Annotated in this window: 17 protein-coding genes; 13 read left to right on the top strand and 4 right to left on the bottom strand. The window is 74.2% G+C overall.

Annotation, left to right across the window (positions count from 1 at the left end):
- Position 1 precedes the first annotated feature (1 nt).
- From ACZ60J_RS28815 to ACZ60J_RS28800, 4 genes are all read left to right on the top strand, one after another.
- A complete protein-coding gene (locus ACZ60J_RS28815) occupies positions 2–982 on the top strand; it encodes an alpha-ketoacid dehydrogenase subunit beta (protein ID WP_469686286.1) in 981 nt (326 codons plus the stop codon).
- Between the two features lie 13 nt (positions 983–995).
- The gene (locus ACZ60J_RS28810; RefSeq protein WP_469686284.1) at positions 996–2462 is read left to right on the top strand and encodes a dihydrolipoamide acetyltransferase family protein; all 1467 of its coding nucleotides are present in this window, start codon (positions 996–998) and stop codon (positions 2460–2462) included.
- A 123-nt stretch (positions 2463–2585) separates the two neighbouring features.
- Positions 2586–3527 carry a GNAT family N-acetyltransferase gene (locus tag ACZ60J_RS28805; protein ID WP_469686283.1) on the top strand — a complete coding sequence of 314 codons (942 nt, stop codon included), beginning with the start codon at positions 2586–2588 and terminating at the stop codon, positions 3525–3527.
- An 85-nt stretch (positions 3528–3612) separates the two neighbouring features.
- Positions 3613–4362 (top strand): hypothetical protein, encoded by a 750-nt coding sequence (locus ACZ60J_RS28800; protein ID WP_469686282.1) that lies wholly within the window; start codon positions 3613–3615, stop codon positions 4360–4362.
- Here the strand turns inward: ACZ60J_RS28800 and ACZ60J_RS28795 are convergent.
- Positions 4359–4787, bottom strand: a complete 429-nt coding sequence (locus ACZ60J_RS28795) for a PPOX class F420-dependent oxidoreductase (RefSeq protein WP_469686280.1) — start codon at positions 4785–4787, stop codon at positions 4359–4361. The two genes, ACZ60J_RS28800 and ACZ60J_RS28795, sit on opposite strands and share 4 nt — an antisense overlap.
- A 56-nt stretch (positions 4788–4843) precedes the next feature.
- Positions 4844–5212, bottom strand: a complete 369-nt coding sequence (locus tag ACZ60J_RS28790) for a winged helix-turn-helix transcriptional regulator (protein ID WP_469686278.1) — start codon at positions 5210–5212, stop codon at positions 4844–4846.
- 103 nt (positions 5213–5315) lie between these two features.
- Between ACZ60J_RS28790 and ACZ60J_RS28785 the strand changes: the two genes are divergently transcribed.
- Together ACZ60J_RS28785 and ACZ60J_RS28780 are read left to right on the top strand one after the other, a co-directional pair.
- Positions 5316–5969, top strand: a complete 654-nt coding sequence (locus tag ACZ60J_RS28785) for an FMN-dependent NADH-azoreductase (protein WP_469686277.1) — start codon at positions 5316–5318, stop codon at positions 5967–5969.
- Positions 5970–6017: 48 nt separating this feature from the next.
- Positions 6018–7286, top strand: a complete 1269-nt coding sequence (locus tag ACZ60J_RS28780; RefSeq protein WP_469686275.1) for a DUF418 domain-containing protein — start codon at positions 6018–6020, stop codon at positions 7284–7286.
- Between the two features lie 12 nt (positions 7287–7298).
- Here ACZ60J_RS28780 and ACZ60J_RS28775 read toward each other — a convergent pair whose 3' ends face one another.
- Positions 7299–7883, bottom strand: a complete 585-nt coding sequence (locus ACZ60J_RS28775; protein WP_469686273.1) for a GNAT family N-acetyltransferase — start codon at positions 7881–7883, stop codon at positions 7299–7301.
- On the bottom strand, positions 7883–9109 hold the full coding sequence (locus ACZ60J_RS28770; RefSeq protein WP_469686271.1) for a DUF1266 domain-containing protein: 1227 nt from the start codon (positions 9107–9109) through the stop codon (positions 7883–7885). Before ACZ60J_RS28770 ends, ACZ60J_RS28775 begins: the two co-directional genes overlap by 1 nt.
- Before the next feature lie 99 nt (positions 9110–9208).
- Here ACZ60J_RS28770 and ACZ60J_RS28765 point away from each other — a divergent pair, with 99 nt between their 5' ends.
- The 7 genes from ACZ60J_RS28765 (at position 9209) to ACZ60J_RS28735 (ending at position 16426) form a co-directional block, all read left to right on the top strand.
- A complete protein-coding gene (locus ACZ60J_RS28765; protein WP_469686269.1) occupies positions 9209–9766 on the top strand; it encodes a GNAT family N-acetyltransferase in 558 nt (185 codons plus the stop codon).
- A 223-nt stretch (positions 9767–9989) separates the two neighbouring features.
- A complete protein-coding gene (locus ACZ60J_RS28760) occupies positions 9990–11006 on the top strand; it encodes a hypothetical protein (protein ID WP_469686268.1) in 1017 nt (338 codons plus the stop codon).
- Positions 11007–11135: 129 nt separating this feature from the next.
- Complete coding sequence (locus ACZ60J_RS28755) at positions 11136–11423, top strand: HEAT repeat domain-containing protein (protein ID WP_469686266.1); 288 nt, start codon at positions 11136–11138, stop codon at positions 11421–11423.
- A 517-nt stretch (positions 11424–11940) separates the two neighbouring features.
- Positions 11941–13860, top strand: a complete 1920-nt coding sequence (locus ACZ60J_RS28750; RefSeq protein ID WP_469686264.1) for a C1 family peptidase — start codon at positions 11941–11943, stop codon at positions 13858–13860.
- Positions 13861–13879: 19 nt separating this feature from the next.
- Positions 13880–14182, top strand: coding sequence for a protease inhibitor I42 family protein (locus ACZ60J_RS28745; RefSeq protein ID WP_469686262.1), 303 nt, complete (start codon positions 13880–13882; stop codon positions 14180–14182).
- 61 nt (positions 14183–14243) lie between these two features.
- Positions 14244–14903: a GntR family transcriptional regulator gene (locus tag ACZ60J_RS28740; protein WP_469686260.1), complete on the top strand. Its 660-nt coding sequence runs from the start codon at positions 14244–14246 to the stop codon at positions 14901–14903.
- A complete protein-coding gene (locus ACZ60J_RS28735; protein WP_469686259.1) occupies positions 14900–16426 on the top strand; it encodes an MFS transporter in 1527 nt (508 codons plus the stop codon). Before ACZ60J_RS28740 ends, ACZ60J_RS28735 begins: the two co-directional genes overlap by 4 nt.
- The last annotated feature ends 115 nt before the right edge of the window (positions 16427–16541 follow it).

Genomic DNA, 16541 nt, shown 5'->3' with positions numbered 1-16541 from the left:
CATGGCCGTACAGAAGCTCACCATCGCCAAGGCGCTCAACGACTCGCTGCGCAAGGCCATGGAAGAGGACCCCAAGGTCCTGGTCATGGGCGAGGACGTCGGCAAGCTCGGCGGCGTCTTCCGCATCACCGACGGACTCCAGAAGGACTTCGGCGAGGAGCGGGTCATCGACACCCCGCTCGCCGAGTCGGGCATCGTCGGCACCGCCATCGGCCTGGCCCTGCGCGGGTACCGGCCGGTCGTGGAGATCCAGTTCGACGGGTTCGTCTTCCCCGCGTACGACCAGATCGTCACGCAGCTCGCCAAGATGCACGCGCGCTCGCTCGGCACCATCAAGATGCCGGTCGTCATCCGCATCCCGTACGCGGGCGGCATCGGCGCGGTCGAGCACCACTCGGAGTCCCCGGAGACGCTGTTCGCGCACGTCCCGGGCCTGAAGGTGGTCTCGCCGTCCAACGCGAGCGACGCCTACTGGATGCTCCAGCAGGCCATCCTCAGCGACGACCCGGTGATCTTCTTCGAGCCGAAGCGCCGCTACTGGGACAAGGGCGAGGTCGACGTCGAGGCCATCCCCGACGCGCTGCACGGCTCGCGGGTGGCCCGCAGCGGCACCGACGTCACCCTGGCGGCCTACGGGCCCATGGTGAAGGTCTGCCTGCAGGCGGCCGAGGCCGCCGCCGAGGAGGGCAAGTCGGTGGAGGTCGTCGACCTGCGCTCGATGTCCCCGGTCGACTTCGACGGGATCCAGGCGTCGGTGGAGAAGACCCGTCGGCTCGTGGTGGTCCACGAGGCGCCGGTGTTCCTCGGTGTGGGTTCGGAGATCGCCGCTCGCATCACGGAGCGGTGCTTCTACCACCTGGAGGCGCCCGTGCTGCGCGTGGGCGGCTACCACGCCCCGTACCCGCCGGCCCGCCTGGAGGACGAGTACCTGCCGGGCCTGGACAGGGTGCTCGACGCAGTCGACCGCTCGCTGGCGTACTGAGGAGAGCCCTGCGATGACGATCCGCGAATTCAAGATGCCCGATGTGGGCGAGGGCCTCACCGAGGCCGAGATCCTCAAGTGGTACGTCCAGCCGGGTGACACCGTCACCGACGGGCAGGTCGTCTGCGAGGTGGAGACGGCGAAGGCGGCCGTCGAGCTGCCGATCCCCTTCGACGGGGTCGTGCACGCGCTCCTCTTCGAGGAGGGCGTCACGGTCGACGTCGGCCAGGTGATCATCTCGGTCCGGACCGGTCCGGCGGACGAGGCTCCGGCCGAGGCCGCAGCCGCGGCCCCCGCTGCTGCCACCGCACCGGCCGCCGCCGCGGAGCCCGAGGCCCCCGCGGCCCGGCAGCCCGTCCTGGTCGGCTACGGCGTGTCCACCGCCGCTACGAAGCGCCGCCCGCGCAAGGCTCCGCAGCCGGCGGTCGCCGCGCAGAACGGCACGGGCGTGGCCGTGGCCGCACCCGCTCCGGCGGCTCCGGCCGCTCCGGCGACTCCGGCGGCCCCCGTGGTGGTCCCCGCCCAGGGCGGCTCGGGCAAGGCGCTGGCGAAGCCGCCGGTGCGCAAGCTCGCCAAGGACCTCGGCATCGACCTGGCCGCGGTGGTCCCCACCGGCGACGGCGGGGTCGTGACCCGCGAGGACGTCCACGCGGCGGCCGCGGCGGCCCTCACGCCCCAGTCCGTGGCTCCGGCGGCCCAGGCGGCCCCGGAGGTCCCCGCGGCGGCCCAGGTGGCCGAGGCGGCCCCCGTACAGGCCCCGTCCGAGGTGTCCGGGTCCGCCCGCGAGACCCGGATCCCGGTCAAGGGCGTCCGCAAGGTCACCGCCCAGGCCATGGTCGGCTCCGCCTTCACCGCGCCGCACGTCACGGAGTTCATCACCTTCGACGTGACCCGCACGATGAAGCTGGTCCAGGAGCTCAAGGACGACCCGGACCTCGCGGGGCTCCGGATCAACCCGCTGCTGCTGATCGCCAAGGCCGTCCTCGTGGCCATCCGCCGCAATCCCGAGGTCAACGCCTCGTGGGACGAGGCGGCCCAGGAGATCGTGCTCAAGCACTACGTCAACCTGGGCATCGCGGCGGCCACCCCCCGCGGGCTGATCGTCCCGAACATCAAGGACGCGCACGCCAAGACCCTCGGCGAACTGTCGCAGGCCCTGTCCGGGCTGGTCGCCACGGCCCGCGAGGGCAAGACCTCCCCGGCGGACATGCAGCAGGGCACCATCACCATCACCAACGTCGGCGTCTTCGGCGTCGACACCGGTACGCCCATCCTGAACCCCGGCGAGTCCGCGATCCTCGCGGTCGGCGCGATCAAGCTCCAGCCGTGGGTCCACAAGGGCAAGGTCAAGGCGCGCCACGTCACCACCCTGGCGCTCTCCTTCGACCACCGCCTCATCGACGGCGAACTGGGCTCCCGCTTCCTCGCGGACATCGCCGCCGTCCTGGAGCACCCCCGCCGTCTGATCACCTGGTCCTGACGGCGCGGCCGTCGCCGCGGCCTCCGAGGACCCCGTCCCCGGAGACCGCGGCGGCGTCCCCCGCCCACTCTGACGTGCGGAAATCCCTTTGACGGACAACCGTTCGCCGATAGTCTCCGACCGATGATCTTTCGCGCTGCCACAGCAGACCCCGCAGACCTGGACCGTGCCCTCGCCTACCCGGCCGACGGCCCCGTCCCCGCCCTCACCCCGGACAAGATCCGGGAGGAGCTCGCCGCACAGCAGATGCGGCCCGAGTGGACCTGGACCGCCGAGGACGAGAACGGCGAGGTCCTGGCCCGCGCCCTGTGGTGGGGCCGCGCCGACAGCGAGCGGCCGATCGCGCTCGACTGCCTCCAGGTGCGCGCCTGCGTGCCCGACCCGGCCGCCGTCGCCGCCGGACTGCTCGCCGCCGGGCACGAGGCCTTCGGCAAGCTCCCCGACTACAACATCTCCCTGCCGCGCGACTGGCGCACCTCCCCCGACGGCCTGGCCGACGCGGTCGCCTGGCGGCAGAAGGCGGCTGCCGAAGCCGGCCTGGTCCGCGAGATCGAGCGGCTCCGGTTCGAGTGGACCCCCGCCGCCGGCACCGCCGAGCCCACCGGCCGGCTGGTCTTCCGCGAAGGGACCGACGAGGAGTTCCTCGACGCCTTCGTCCGCCTCTCGCAGGGCAGCCTGGACGTGCACACGCAGAGCGAGCTCCGCACGATGGACGCCGAGGCGCTGGCGCGCGACGACATCGAGTTCTACACCGACTGCCCCGGCGAGCGCTCCTGGTGGCGCCTGGCGTACCTCCCGGACGGCACCCTCGCCGGCATGGCGATCCCGTCCGCGACCCCGTACCACCGCAACGTCGGCTACCTCGGGGTCGTCCCCGAGCAGCGCGGCAAGGGGCTGATCGACGAGATCCTCGCCGAGATCACCCGCTTCCACGCGGGCGAGGCCGCCGACCGGATCACCGCCACCACGGACACCGTGAACGCCCCGATGGCCGCCGCCTTCACCCGCGCCGGCTACGAGGTCACCGAAATCCGCCTGGTCCTGGAGCCGGCCCAGGAGTCCTGACGGCCCGCCCGGCCACCTCGCCCGGATCGGCACCGGCTGGTAGCCGCAGGAGGTAGCCTCCCCGCCGGGAGAGGGGTGGGACGGGGTGTCCATCGCGGAGTTGCAGGTGTGTGCCGTCGAGGCGGCCGACGTCACGGGCGGGGTGTGCGTCGTGCGGTGCATCGGGGGAGTGGCGCGGGCCGGGCAGGCGTACGCGGCCGGCGAGCTGCGGACCAGGCTGCGGGGGATCGAGCGGTACGGGCGCGCGGTCGGGTCCTTCGACGCGGGGCACGTGGCGAAGGTGCACCTCACGGGGCCCGTGGTCGCGCTGCTCGCGCGTGGGCAGGTGCTGACCTACGTACCGCCGGACGGGCACGCGCTGGCCGACCTGGAGGAGTGGCTGGCCACCGGGCCCCCGCTGCTGGAGGAGCCGCATCCGGAGCAGCTGCGGTCCCTGGCGACGAGCCGGATGCAGGGCGAGGAGCTGCCCGAGCGGGTGCGGCTGCGCTGGGGCCGGATCGCGCTGGCCGCCATAGAGCGGTCGGAGCGCACGGAGGAACGGCCGTACGTACGGAGCTACTTGCTCCGGTGCTTCGGGCCCGGCGAGGACGGTGATCCCGACCGGGACCCCGCCGTCCTGTGCCGGGACGTACTGGCCCGCTTCGAGCTGACCCCGGCCCAGGCGGCGGCGCAGGCCCGGATCTGGCGGGAGCTGCCGCGCCCCGACATCGTCCGGCTGCGCCGCATCAAGAACCTGATCCGCTGCACGGAACCGGCCCGGCCGTACCTCGCGCCGACCGATCCCCTGGCGGTGGCCGTGGACGCCTGGTCGGCGGTGCGGCCGGGGCTTCCCTAGCCGGCCTGGACGGCCGGGCGCGCGGCGCTGCCGAGCACCTTGGCCGGGGTGAGGCGGATGACGACCCGTACCTGCTCGGCCGGGGCGTTCGCGTACGCGGCGCCCGCGCCCGGGCCCTCGTACTCCTCCGCGAGGCGGACGGCGACGGCCCGGCCGGTGTCCTCGGTGAGGGTGGCGGTGCCGCGGATCTCGACGTAGAGGTCGGTGTCGGCCAGGTCGAAGACGGTGAGGCCGACCCGGGCGTCCCGCGCGATGTTGCGCTCCTTGCGGCGGCCGCGCACGGTGGAGATCAGGATCTCGTCCCCGTCCCGGGTCACCCACACCACCGAACTCTGCGGGCTGCCGTCGGGGTTGAGCGTGGCGAGGACCGCCGGGTGGGGGGCGTCGAGGAGCTTTCGTACGGTGTCGTTCAGCGCAAGTGTCATACGGGGAACGGTAATCGGGTCGCCGTGTCCCGCCGATCGGCAGGTGTCCCCGCCGATCAGCAGGTGCCCTCGCCCTTGATCAGGCACTGTTCCGCCCACCGGCCCAGTTCCGTGAGTGCGGGCTTCAGTGCGGCGCCCCGCTCCGTCAGCCGGTAGGCGACCCGCAGGGGCGGGCCCTCGTCGACCTCGCGCAGGACGAGGCCGGCCGCCGCGAGCTCGACCAGGCGGTCGGAGAGCATGCGCTCGCTGATGCCGGAGATGGACCGGCGCAGGTCCGCGAAGTGCACGGGCCCCTCCATCAGCGAGGCCAGGATCACGCCCGTCCAGCGCTTCCCGAGCAGCCCGAAGACCTGGGTGATGCCGTCGCTCACCCGGCTGCAGGCCCCGGTTTCCCGGTGCTTCCCCTTGTCTGCCTTGTCCGCCATGGCTTCAGGGTACTACCCGTGACTTAGAGGGTGAGAAAAAGTAAGTGACTGTGCTAATAATAGTGACGTACGAAATTGCACTCACCCTCACCCGGAGGTTCCCGTGGTCACCCTGCTGCACCTGGACTCGTCCCTGAACCCCGCTTCCTCCTCCTCGCGTGCGGTGACCGCCGCGTTCCGCAAGGCCTGGGAGGAGCAGCACCCCGAGGGCACGGTCGTCTACCGCGACCTGGCGGCCGACCCCGTCCCGCACCTCGACGGCGCCGCCTGGTCCGCCGCCTTCGCCGACCCCTCCACCCACACCCCCGAGCAGGCCGCGGCCTTCGCCGAGCGGCTGAAGCTGGTGGCGGAGCTGGAGCAGGCGGACGCCGTGCTGATCGGCGCCCCGATGTACAACTTCTCGATCCCCTCCACCCTGAAGGCCTGGCTGGACCAGGTCATCGTGATGGGCCGCACCGCGGGCCCCGACTCGCCCCTCAAGGGCCTGCCGGTCACCGTCGTCGCCAGCCGCGGCGGCTCCTACGCGCCGGGCACCCCGCGCGAGGGCATGGAGTACGTGCAGAACTACCTGGCCGGCGTGCTGACCGAGATGTTCGGCGCCGAGGTCGACTTCATCGTCCCCGAGCTGACCCTGGCCGCCTCCGTCCCGGCGATGGCCGGACTCATCCCCCTCGCGGAGGCCTCGTACGCGCAGGCCCTCGCGGACGCGGAGTCGAAGGGCAAGGCCCTCGCGGCCCGTCTCGGTTCGGCCGCCTGAGGCCCGCCGGGCTAACGTCGCCCCAGGACGACCACCTGGGGGGAAGCCGTGGACGCGACGGCAGAGCACGCCGAGAATCCGGAACACGCCGCGAGGCCCCGGCACACCGAAGGGCCGGGGCACGCCGAAGGGCCGGGCCGCGTACGAGGCGGCCGGCCCGCCCGGATACCCGAGGTCGACGCCCTGCGCGGCTTCGCCCTCCTCGGCATCCTGCTGGTCAACGCGCTGATGATGGCCGGTCCGTACGGCACCGGGGGCGTCGTCGACCAGGACGCCTCGGCCCTCGACCGGGGCGTCGACGGGGTCGTACAGGCCCTGGCCGTCGGCAAGTTCTACCTGATGTTCTCGTTCCTCTTCGGCTACAGCTTCACCCTCCAGCAGGCCTCCGCCGCCCACGACGGCGCGAACCCCGCCCCGCGGATGCTCCGCAGGTCGCTCGGCCTGCTCGTCCTGGGCCTCCTGCACGCCGTCCTGCTGTACACCGGCGACATCCTCATGACCTACGCACTGCTCGGTCTGATCCTGATCGCCGCCCGGGACTGCGCGCCCGGGACGGCCCTGCGCGCGGCCCGGATCGTCTACGGATGCACGAGCGGCTTCCTGCTGCTCCTCGGGCTCGGTTCCGTGTTCGTGCCGGACACCGAGACGGCCCGGGCGGACGAGGAGCTCGCCGCGGGCTTCGCCGCGATGGTCGCCGACTACCGGGGCGACGCCGCCTCCGTCGTACGGGCCAACCTCGAGCAGCTGCCCGACGCGCTGCTCGCCGTACCGCTCATGGGCGGCTTCGTGCTGGCGGCCTTCCTGACCGGCATGTACTGCGGCAAGCGGCGGCTCCTCGCCGACACCGGACGGCACGTGGCGCGGATGCGCCGCATCTGCGTGCTCGGCACCGCCGTCGGCCTGCCCGGCAGCCTCTTCATGGCCCTGGCCGCCGACGGCGCACTCGGTGCCCGGTGGGAGCTCCTCGGCCAGGTCGTCGGCATGGTCACGGCCCCCGCGCTGACCGCCGCGTACGTCTGCGGCCTGCTCCTCTTCATGAAGACGGCCCGGGGCGAGCGCGCCGCGCTCCTCCTCGCCCCCGCCGGCCGGATGGCCCTGACCAACTACCTGAGCCAGTCCCTCGTCATGGCCCTCGTCTTCACCGCCTACGGCCTCGCCCTGTACGACCGCCTCGGCGCCGCCGCCGTCACGGCCGGCGCGCTCGGCCTGTACGGAGCCCAGCTCGTCCTCAGCAGGCACCTGATGGCACGGCACCGGTACGGCCCGGTGGAATGGCTGCTCCGCGCGGTCACGCTCGCCCGCCTCCCGCGGCGCTGAGCCCCGGCGCCCTCAGCCCCGCAGGTCGAGATGCATCACGTCACGGAGGTACGCGCCCGTGCCCTGGTCCGCGTCCGCGTCGGCGATCGGGGGCCGGGCCTCGCCGATCTTGCGGTATCCCCACGCCCGGTAGGCGGCCGCGGCCGGTCCGGCCTCCTGGTGGACCTTCAACAGCACCCGCTCGGCCGTGATGCCTTCGAGCAGCGCCGCGTGCAGCCGCCGCGCCACACCCCGTCCGCGCCACGGCCCGCGCACGGCGAGCTCGATGAGCCCGAAGGTGCGGCGGCCGTCCTCCCGCCGCACGGCGTCGGGCACGGGCTCGGTGAGCTCGTCCCACCACACCGCGTCGGGCTGGAGCATCCAGCCGTAGGCCATGCCGGCCGGTTCGCCCTCCGGGGTACGGGCCAGGGCCGCGCGGAAGGCGGGCCTGCGCGTCTGTGCGGGGAAGCCGCGGAGGGCGGCGGCGACCTCCTCCGGAGTCTCGTGGTGCGGAGCCTCCGCGAAGGCCTCGGCGTAGACCAGCCCGAACGCGTCCGCGGCCCGGAGCGCGGCCGGGCCCTCCATGAGCTCCGCCGTGAGGCTTCCCCGCTGCGTCATCAGGCTCCTTCGGGATTCCGCCAGGGGATGTTCAGCCAGGGGCTCGCCGGGTCGGTGGTCAGGGTGAGGTGGGTGGCCAGCACGCCCGTGTACCACTCGCCGAACTCCTCCTCGTCGAAGTGCAGGCAGCGCCCCAGGGCGTACCCGGCGGAGAACTCCTCCCACGAGCGGTACGCGCCCCTCGCCGCCTGCCCGGCCTGCCGTACGCCGTGTTCCGCGTCGGCCAGCGTTCCGTAGCGGGTCCCGAGGCCCCAGCGGGCCATCTGCGAGGCCCGGCCCTGGTCCCAGCCCTCCACGGAGCGGACCCAGCCGCCCTCGGGCAGCAGCCCGTCGGCGCGGAAGCGCTGCTCGTAGCGGGCGATCCGGCCGATCAGCCGCTGTATGCCCGCGACCTCGCCCTCCACCTCGGCGGTGGGCCGGGGCGCGGCGACGGTGACCCCCTCGGGGGTGAGCTGCGGTTCGGTGGCCCGTTCGGCGTTGCGGCGCAGGGCGCCGGCGGCGGCGTGGCGCCAGTGCTCCACGTCGACGGGGCCGGCGAAGTCGGAGGCGAGGAGGCGGCGCACACGGAGGGCGAACTCCCAGACGGGACTGACCATGTCGGTGGCGAGCAGGCGGCGCAGCGTGTCGTGCCACTCGGCGGCGGTGGTGATTCCCCAGCCCCTGCGCAGCCGTTCGCGTTCACGGGTGTAGCCGTTGCCGTGGTAGGCCAGTGCGTTCCAGAACTCCCCGTTGGACACGGCGAGATGGGCTCCGACGGCCAGCCCGTGCGCGACGGTCCCGTGCAGCGGTCCGCCGACGTGCAGGGAGTGCACCGCTCCGGGGGCGAGCCCCCAGACCGGGCCGGCGGCGTCCCAGTGGGCGCGCCAGCGGGCGAGGTCGGCGGGGGTGGTGGTGAGGTAGGCCTCCGCGGGGGTGCCGGGGTTCACGGCGAGGTGCGGCGGGTCGCCGGAGTCCCAGGCGTTCGCGAACCAGGCGAGGGACCGGGGCAGGTACACGGTGTGCGGATCGGGGACCGGCAGCATCCCGCGGGTGTGGACGACGATGCAGCGCCGGTCGGGGGTGGGGTGGAAGCGCGCCTGCGTGGGCTCGGCGTCGACCTGCGCCCGGGACTGCGCGAGGAACAGCTCGCTCCGGGCGAGGGCGTCGAGGTACCCGGCCCAGTCCCCGCGCGCCTTGGCCCCGTACAACTCGCGCTCGATGGAACTCGGCGCCGTCCACCCATCCATGCGATCAGCCTAACGGCCCCGGTCCGCTGCCCGGTTTCCGCAGGCGGGCGGGGACGGAAGGGGGCGTGCACCGTCTCGCCCGTGGGCGAGTATGGGTGCGTGAAGTCCAGTGACAGCAGCGACCGGGCCGGTGCGGAGCACGCCGCGGCCACCGACACGATCCGGACCGGGCGGCTGACCCTGCTGCCGCTGGAGGTCGCGCACGCCGAGGAGATGGCGGCCGTGCTGGGCGACCCGGAACTGCACGCCTTCATCGGCGGGAGCCCGCTCACCGAGCCGGAGCTGCGCACCCGCTACGTGCGGCTCGTCGCCGGGTCGCCGGACCCCGCCGTCGCCTGGCGCAACTGGGTGGTCCGGCTCGACGCCGAGGACCGCCTGACCGGCACGGTCCAGGCGACGGTCACCGCTGCCGGCCACGGCCGCGCCGGCCACGCCGAGATCGCCTGGGTCGTCGGCACGCCCTGGCAGCGCCGCGGCATCGCCGTCGAGGCGACCCGCGCGATGGTGGAGTGGCTCGGGAAGGAGGCCGGGGTGCGCACCGTCATCGCGCACGTGCACCCCGACCACACCGCGTCCGCCGCCGTCGCCGCGCGGGTCGGACTCACCGCCACGGACCGGGTCGAGGACGGCGAGATCCGGTGGGAGGGTCCCGCCTGACGGGGCATCGCCCGAGGGTGACGGTGTACGCGCAGGTCACGGGCGTACGTAGGCCGGTTGCGCGGCGTGTCCTCGCGGGCGGTGCGGCGGCTCGGGTTGCGGGGTCCGACGGTGTGTTCGTGAGTGGACCGGGACACGTCCCACGTCCCATGGGACGCCTCACGTCCCGGCACGTCCCGCCCCGGCACGTCCCCCGCCGAGGCTCCCCGACAGGAGAGATCCGTTGCGTCGCATCACGCGCTACACCGTCCCCGCCGCCCTCTGCCTGACCCTGCTGACCGCGTCCCCCGGTCTGGCGTCGGCGTCGGCTTCCGCACAGCCCCGGTCCGCCGCCACCACCGTCTTCGCCGCCGCACCGGCCGGGAAGTCCATCCCGGGCACCGAGGCCCTGCTCGCGCAGGTGCAGTCGCTGGGCGGCGTCGGCGGACTGCTGAAACCCGTCACCGATCTGCTGGCCGCGGTGCTGAAGTCCCCCGACGGCAAGCTCCCGGAGGCGGACCTGGCCGCGTTCAAGGAGAAGATCGACGCGGCGATCGCGGACCTGAAGAAGAGCCTCCCCGCCACCCCGTCCCTCCCCGCCCCCCTCCCGCCGGTAGACGCCCCCGCCCTCCCGGTGGACCCGCCCAAACTCCCGGTAGAGGCCCCGAAGCTCCCGGTGGAAGCCCCCAAGCTCCCGGTCGAGGCTCCTGCCCTGCCGGTGGAGGCCCCCAAGCTCCCGGTCGAGGCTCCGAAGCTCCCGGTCGAGGCCCCTGCCCTGCCGGTGGAGGCCCCGAAGCTCCCGGCGGAGGCTCCTGCCCTGCCCGTGGAGGCCCCCAAGCTCCCGGTGGAAGCCCCGAAGCTCCCGGTGGAAGCCCCCAAGCTCCCGGTCGAGGCTCCGAAGCTCCCGGTCGCGGCTCCTGCTCTGCCGGTCGCGGCCCCGGCGGTCCCCGCCGAGGCTCCGAAGCTGCCGGTGGCTGCTCCGGCGGTGCCCGTGGCGCTCCCCGTCGCCGCCCACAGGGCGGCCATCGGCCCGCTCGACCTGGCCACCGGTGCCATCGACAAGCTCAAGGGCTCCGTCGACGGGCTCACCAAGGCCGCCGGTCCCTGCGGCTGCTCCACCGACGCCAAGGCCAAGGCCACGGACGTGGTGACCGACCTGGTCGCCGCCCTCCTCGCCCTCCTGACCGGCCTCAGCCTCCCGGGCCTCCCCCCGCTCCCGATCCCGGCCCCGCCCCTCCCGGCCCCGCTCCCCGTCCAGTAATCCCGCACCTGCCACATCCCGGCCCCGGCGCTGCCAACTACCGGCGGCAGCGCCGCCGGGCCGGTCGCGGTCGACACGACGGCAGCACCCCCCTCGTGCCTGCTTCGCGGGGCATGAGACCGTCTGGCTGTGAGGGAGACGACGGGTGGGCTGGGGTCGGCTTTGGAGGCGTCGTCGTCTCCTTCGTGGGCGCGACGTGCACGCGCCGGGCGCGACCTCTCAGCGTTCGCGGATGTTCCCGAAGCCGCTGCAGCGCTGGTGAGGCTGCTGCTGGATGCCGAGGACACCGCGGTGACGCGACAGACGGCGGAATCCCTCGCCCGCACGGGGACGACGGCCGCGGTGAGGCTCCTCGCCCTCGCGGTCGTCGAGGCCGACGCCGACCGGGCCGACTGGCTGTGGACCGGGGGTGCGTGACGCACACGCGGGGCCGGACGGGGTGCCGGACACGACCATCGCCGAGGCCTGCCGAAGGCTCGATCAGGACCCGGCGGAACCGGTCCGGCGGGGTGCGGCGGAGATCTCGGCGTGGACAGCGGGGACAGGCCGCTGACCGGCTCTGCCGACCCACCGGCGGCAGCGCCCCCGGCGAACGCCTAGCGCCGCCAGCGCCCCTCAGGCGGGCGGCCCGCCGGCCCGGGCCTGCCCCTCGGCCCGGCCCCATGCCCCGGCCGGCCCCCGCAGCCCGGGTCCAGGCCCAGGCCTGTTCCCTCGGCCCGGGGCCGAGGTGCCCGGGCCGCCGGGCCCCGGGCTCCGGAAGTTGCCGGGCTCCGGAGGCACCGGGCTCCGGGAGTCCCCGGCTTCGTTCGGGAAGCGGCCGGCGCCACCGCGCCCCCGTGTGCCGCCGCGCGACCGTACGGACCCCCTTGACGGGCCCTCCGCGCAGGTGGACGCTCCCGGGGCTCGGATCCGTACGGTGCGTTGGGGGGCCGGAATGCCGGAGCAGTCGGAGGGGCGTGTCCAGACGGCGGGGGAGCTGCGGGCGCTGCTCGCGGTGCGCGGGGCGCGCTGGTCCGTGAGCGAGCACCTCGCCGACGGGGATCCGGTGCCCAGACCCGCCCTGGGCCTCGGCGCGAGCACGGCGGCGGCACTGGACCTGACGCCCGCCGGCTCCGCGCCGCCGGTGGACCTGCGGAGCCTCGTCGGCCGCGTCAGCGGCAATCCGCACCTCACCCGGCGCAGGAGGGCGCACGGCCTGCTCCCGTCCGAGGCCCCGGACACCGGGGGCCACGCCCGGCCGTCCGCCGTGGACTGGCGGAGCCGGTGGGGGCACGCCTGGCTCACCAAGGTGAAGGACCAGAACCCGTGCAGCTCCTGCTGGGCGTTCGGGGCGGCCGGCCTGGTGGAGTCGATGGCCCGCATCGAGCACCACGTGTGGGCCGAGCGCTCCGAGGGGGACGTGCACGACGGGCTGAAGGCCCGCTGCGGGCAGACCGGCAGCCCGGAGGCGGCCCTCGACTGGATCCGGACCAACGGCGGGCTCGCCGACCCGGGCTGCTGGCCGTACTCGCCGCCGCCCCCCGGCACCCCGGTGGACCGCCGCGAGGCCTGGCGGGCGGAGTACACCCCGAGCTGGGACCGCTCCGGCCGGACCGTCCGCATCGCCGGGTACGTCCGGCTCGGCGACGTGGAGCAGCAGAAGGTCTGGCTGGACACGGTGGGCCCGCTGACCGCCTGCTTCGACGTGTACGAGGACTTCTTCGGCCTGGGCTCCGGCGTCTACCACCGCACCAGCGACCGGCTGGCGGGCGGCCACTGCGTCCTGATCACCGGCTACGACGACGCGGCCGGCTGCTGGCTGTTCAAGAACTCCTGGGGCACGGGCTACCACGTGGGCGGCTACGGCCGGATCGCGTACGGGGAGGCCCGCATCGACGACTGGGCGAAGTGCGGGCTCCAGGACACCAACATCGACCCGTGGAGCAAGCGCCGCCTGCACACCGGAAACGTCTACGAGAGCGGCAACGGCCGCGCCCACCGCAACTTCGAGCTGGCGGCCCTGGCCGACTCCGCGGGCGGCCCGCTCCGGCACTGGTGGCGCGAGGGCGACGCCCCGTACGCCTGGAACCGCGCCCAGAGCTTCGCCTCCGACGCCTCGGGCCAGCCCGCGTTCACGGGGACCACGTACAACCGGAACATGGAGTCGCTGCACGTGACCCCCGGCGGCCGGCTGCGCCACTGGTACTACGAGCACTTCGGCGGCGCCTGGCGCGACGGCGGCGCCTTCGGCCCCGGTGACGCGGCGGTCGGGTCGACCCCGGCCTTCATCCAGAGCGACTACGGGGCTCCGGGCAACTTCGAGGTGGTCGTCCGCACCGCCGACGGCCGCCTCAACCACTGGTGGCGGATCAACGGCGCGCCCTGGACCTGGAACGACGGCGGCCGCTTCGCCTCCGGCATCGCCCACTTCGGTCCGGCCCTGGTCCAGACCCGCTCCCGCCACCTCGACCTGGTCGCCACCCGCACGGACGGCCGGATGCAGCTGTGGTGGCGCGACGACCCGAACGGGTTCGTGTGGCGCCCCGGGGAGATCTTCGGCTCCGGCATCACCTCCGCGCCCTGCCTGATCGAGGCGCAGTACGGGGCGGCCGACGAGGACACCGCCGGGAACTACGAGCTGTGCGTGACGGGCGCGGGCGGCCGTGTCGAGCACTGGTGGCGCGGCAACGCGGGCGGGGCCGCCTGGCAGCGCTCCGCCGTCTTCGGCCACGACGTGCTGGCGGTCACCGGGATGCTCCAGGGCAGTTTCGGGTTCAACCTGGAGGTGATCGTCCTGCGCACCGACCGCCTGCTCCAGCACTACTGGCGCGACGGCTCCGGCTGGCACGAAGGGGCGGTGATCGGTCCGGCGTAGGGGGAGAGGAGAGGTCCGCGTGGAGGTGCGCGAGGTGGTGCTCGCGTCCGGTGAGCCGTACGAGCTGCGGCTCACCGGGCGGGGTGCGCGCGGCTACGTCTGGACCTGGCGGGTGACGGGCGACGCGGACGCCGTCGCGGTGGCGGAGCCGCAGGAGCCGCCCGCCGCCGAGCCCCCGCTGCCCGGGGCGGTGGTGGAGCGGGTGTACGTGGTGCGGGGGCTGGTGGCGGGCCGGGCCAGGATCCGCTTCGCGCAGGTCCGGCCGCCGTATCCGGAGGAGGCCGCGTACGACGAGTTCGTGCTGGACGTCATCGTGCGGTGAGCAGCTGTCCACATTCTGGACGGGCTCCGAGTTGCACCTCTGTTGTATCTATGCTGTGCGCATGCCACCCGCCAGTACCGCCGGTACCACCGTGACCGCTGCCGAACGCGTCTACCAGTACGTGAAGCAGGCCGTGCTCGACCGCCGCTACGAGGGCGGGGTGCTGCTGACCGAGGGCGAGCTCGCGGTCGCCGTCGGGGTCTCGCGCACGCCGGTCCGCGAGGCGCTGCTGCGGCTGGAGACCGAGGGGCTGCTGAAGCTGTACCCGAAGAAGGGCGCCCTCGTCCTCGCCGTCTCCGCCCAGGAGATCGCCGACGTGATCGAAACCCGGCTGCTGGTGGAGGAGTTCACCGTCCGCCGGGCCGTGCCCGCCCCGGCCGGGCTGCTGGAACGGCTCGCGGAACTGGTCGAGGAGCAGCGCCGGCTCGGTGACGCCGGCGAACTCGCGGCGATGATGGCCGTCGACCGGGCCTTCCACGCGGAGATCGTGCGCAGCGCCGGCAACCAGATCCTCTGCCGCCTCTACGACCAACTGCGCGACCGCCAGCTGCGCATGGGCGTGGCCCTGCTGCACGCGCACCCCGAGCGGGTGGAGCGGACGCTGGCCGAGCACCGGGAGATCCTCGACGCCCTGCGGGCGGGCGACGCCGACACGGCCGCCGCGGCGGTACGGGCCCACGTGAGCCGGATCGGGGAACTGGTGCGGGGGTCCGCCCGATGAGCCCCGCCTCCGCCGCCCCGGCCGCACCCGAGGCCTCCGTCTTCAAGGACCCGCCGGGCGGCCGCAAGGCGGTGCTCGTCTGGTCGATCGGCGTCGCCGTCTACTTCGTGGCGGTCATCTTCCGCACCAGCCTCGGCGTGGCCGGGCTGGAGGCCGCCGACCGCTTCCACGTGAACGCCTCGGCGCTGTCCACCTTCTCCCTGCTCCAGCTGCTGGTCTACGCGGGCATGCAGATACCCGTCGGCCTGATGGTGGACCGGCTCGGCACCAAGAAGGTGCTCACCCTCGGCGCCGTGCTCTTCACCGCCGGCCAGATCGGCTTCGCGCTCTCCCCCTCCTACGGGATGGCCCTGGCCGCCCGCGCCCTGCTGGGCTGCGGGGACGCCATGACCTTCATCTCCGTCCTGCGGCTCGGCACCCGCTGGTTCCCGGCCCGCCGGGGCCCGCTGATGGCACAGCTGGCCGGCCTGGTCGGGATGGCCGGCAACCTGATCTCCACGCTGGTGCTGGCTCCCGTGCTGCACGGGGTCGGCTGGGTGCCGGCGTTCGCGGGCAGTGCGGTGGCGGGCCTGGTCGTGCTGGTCCCGCTCGTGCTGTTCCTGCGCGACCACCCGGAGGGCCACGAGCCCGCGCCGCGGGCGGCCACCGGGGCGGGGGGCTTCGTACGGCGCCAGATCGCCGACTCCTGGAAGGAGCCCGGCACCAGGCTCGGTCTGTGGGTGCACTTCACGACGCAGTTCCCGGCCATGGTGTTCCTGCTGCTGTGGGGCATGCCCTTCCTCGTCGAGGCCCAGGGGCTCTCGCGGACCACCGCGGGCGGCCTGCTCACGCTGGTGGTCGCCTCGAACATGGCGCTCGGCCTGGTCTACGGCCAGGTCGTCGGCCGCCGGCAGTCCTCCCGGATCCCGCTCGCCCTGGGCACGGTCGGCCTGACCGCGCTGCTGTGGGGTTCGGTCCTGGCCTACCCCGGGGACCACGCGCCGATGTGGCTGCTGATCGCACTCTGCCTGGTGCTGGGCACGTGCGGGCCCGCGTCGATGATCGGCTTCGACTTCGCCCGGCCCGCGAACCCGGCGGAGCGTCAGGGCACCGCCTCCGGGATCACCAACATGGGCGGTTTCATCGCCTCGATGACGACCCTGCTGGTGGTGGGCCTGCTGCTCGACGCCACCGGGGACAACTACCGCATCGCGTTCTCTTCGGTCTTCGTCCTGGAACTCCTGGGCATCGCCCAGATCCTGCGCCTGCGCGGCCGCGCCCTGGCCCGCGAACGCGAGCGGGTGGGCGCGGCCACGGGCCAGGCCACGGCCACGGGCCAGGCCACGGCCACGGGCCAGGGCGCCGGCCAAGGCGCGGGCCAGGGCACGGCCATGGCCGCGGGCGGCGGGACCCCGGTCTCGCCGGTGCCCCTTCCCGCGCAGTCGGTGACTTCGCCGGCCCCGGTTCCGGTCGCCACCGCCGTGGCGGCCGCCGGGGCCGGCACCCCCGTCGGCACCCCTGCCGACCCGCGGGCGGCCCGGTGACGTCCGGTTCCGGCCCGGCCGGCGCGCAGGCCCCCGCACCGAGGAGGACGGGCCGGGGCGGGACAGACCCCCGTCCTTTCCCACCTGTCCGTCCGTCGACTCCGCGGAGTCGGGT

The sequence above is a fragment of the Streptomyces sp. NPDC104226 genome (assembly GCF_055584085.1).
The sequence above is the reverse complement of the archived record's forward strand: the minus strand, read 5'-3'. Positions and strand labels throughout refer to the sequence as shown.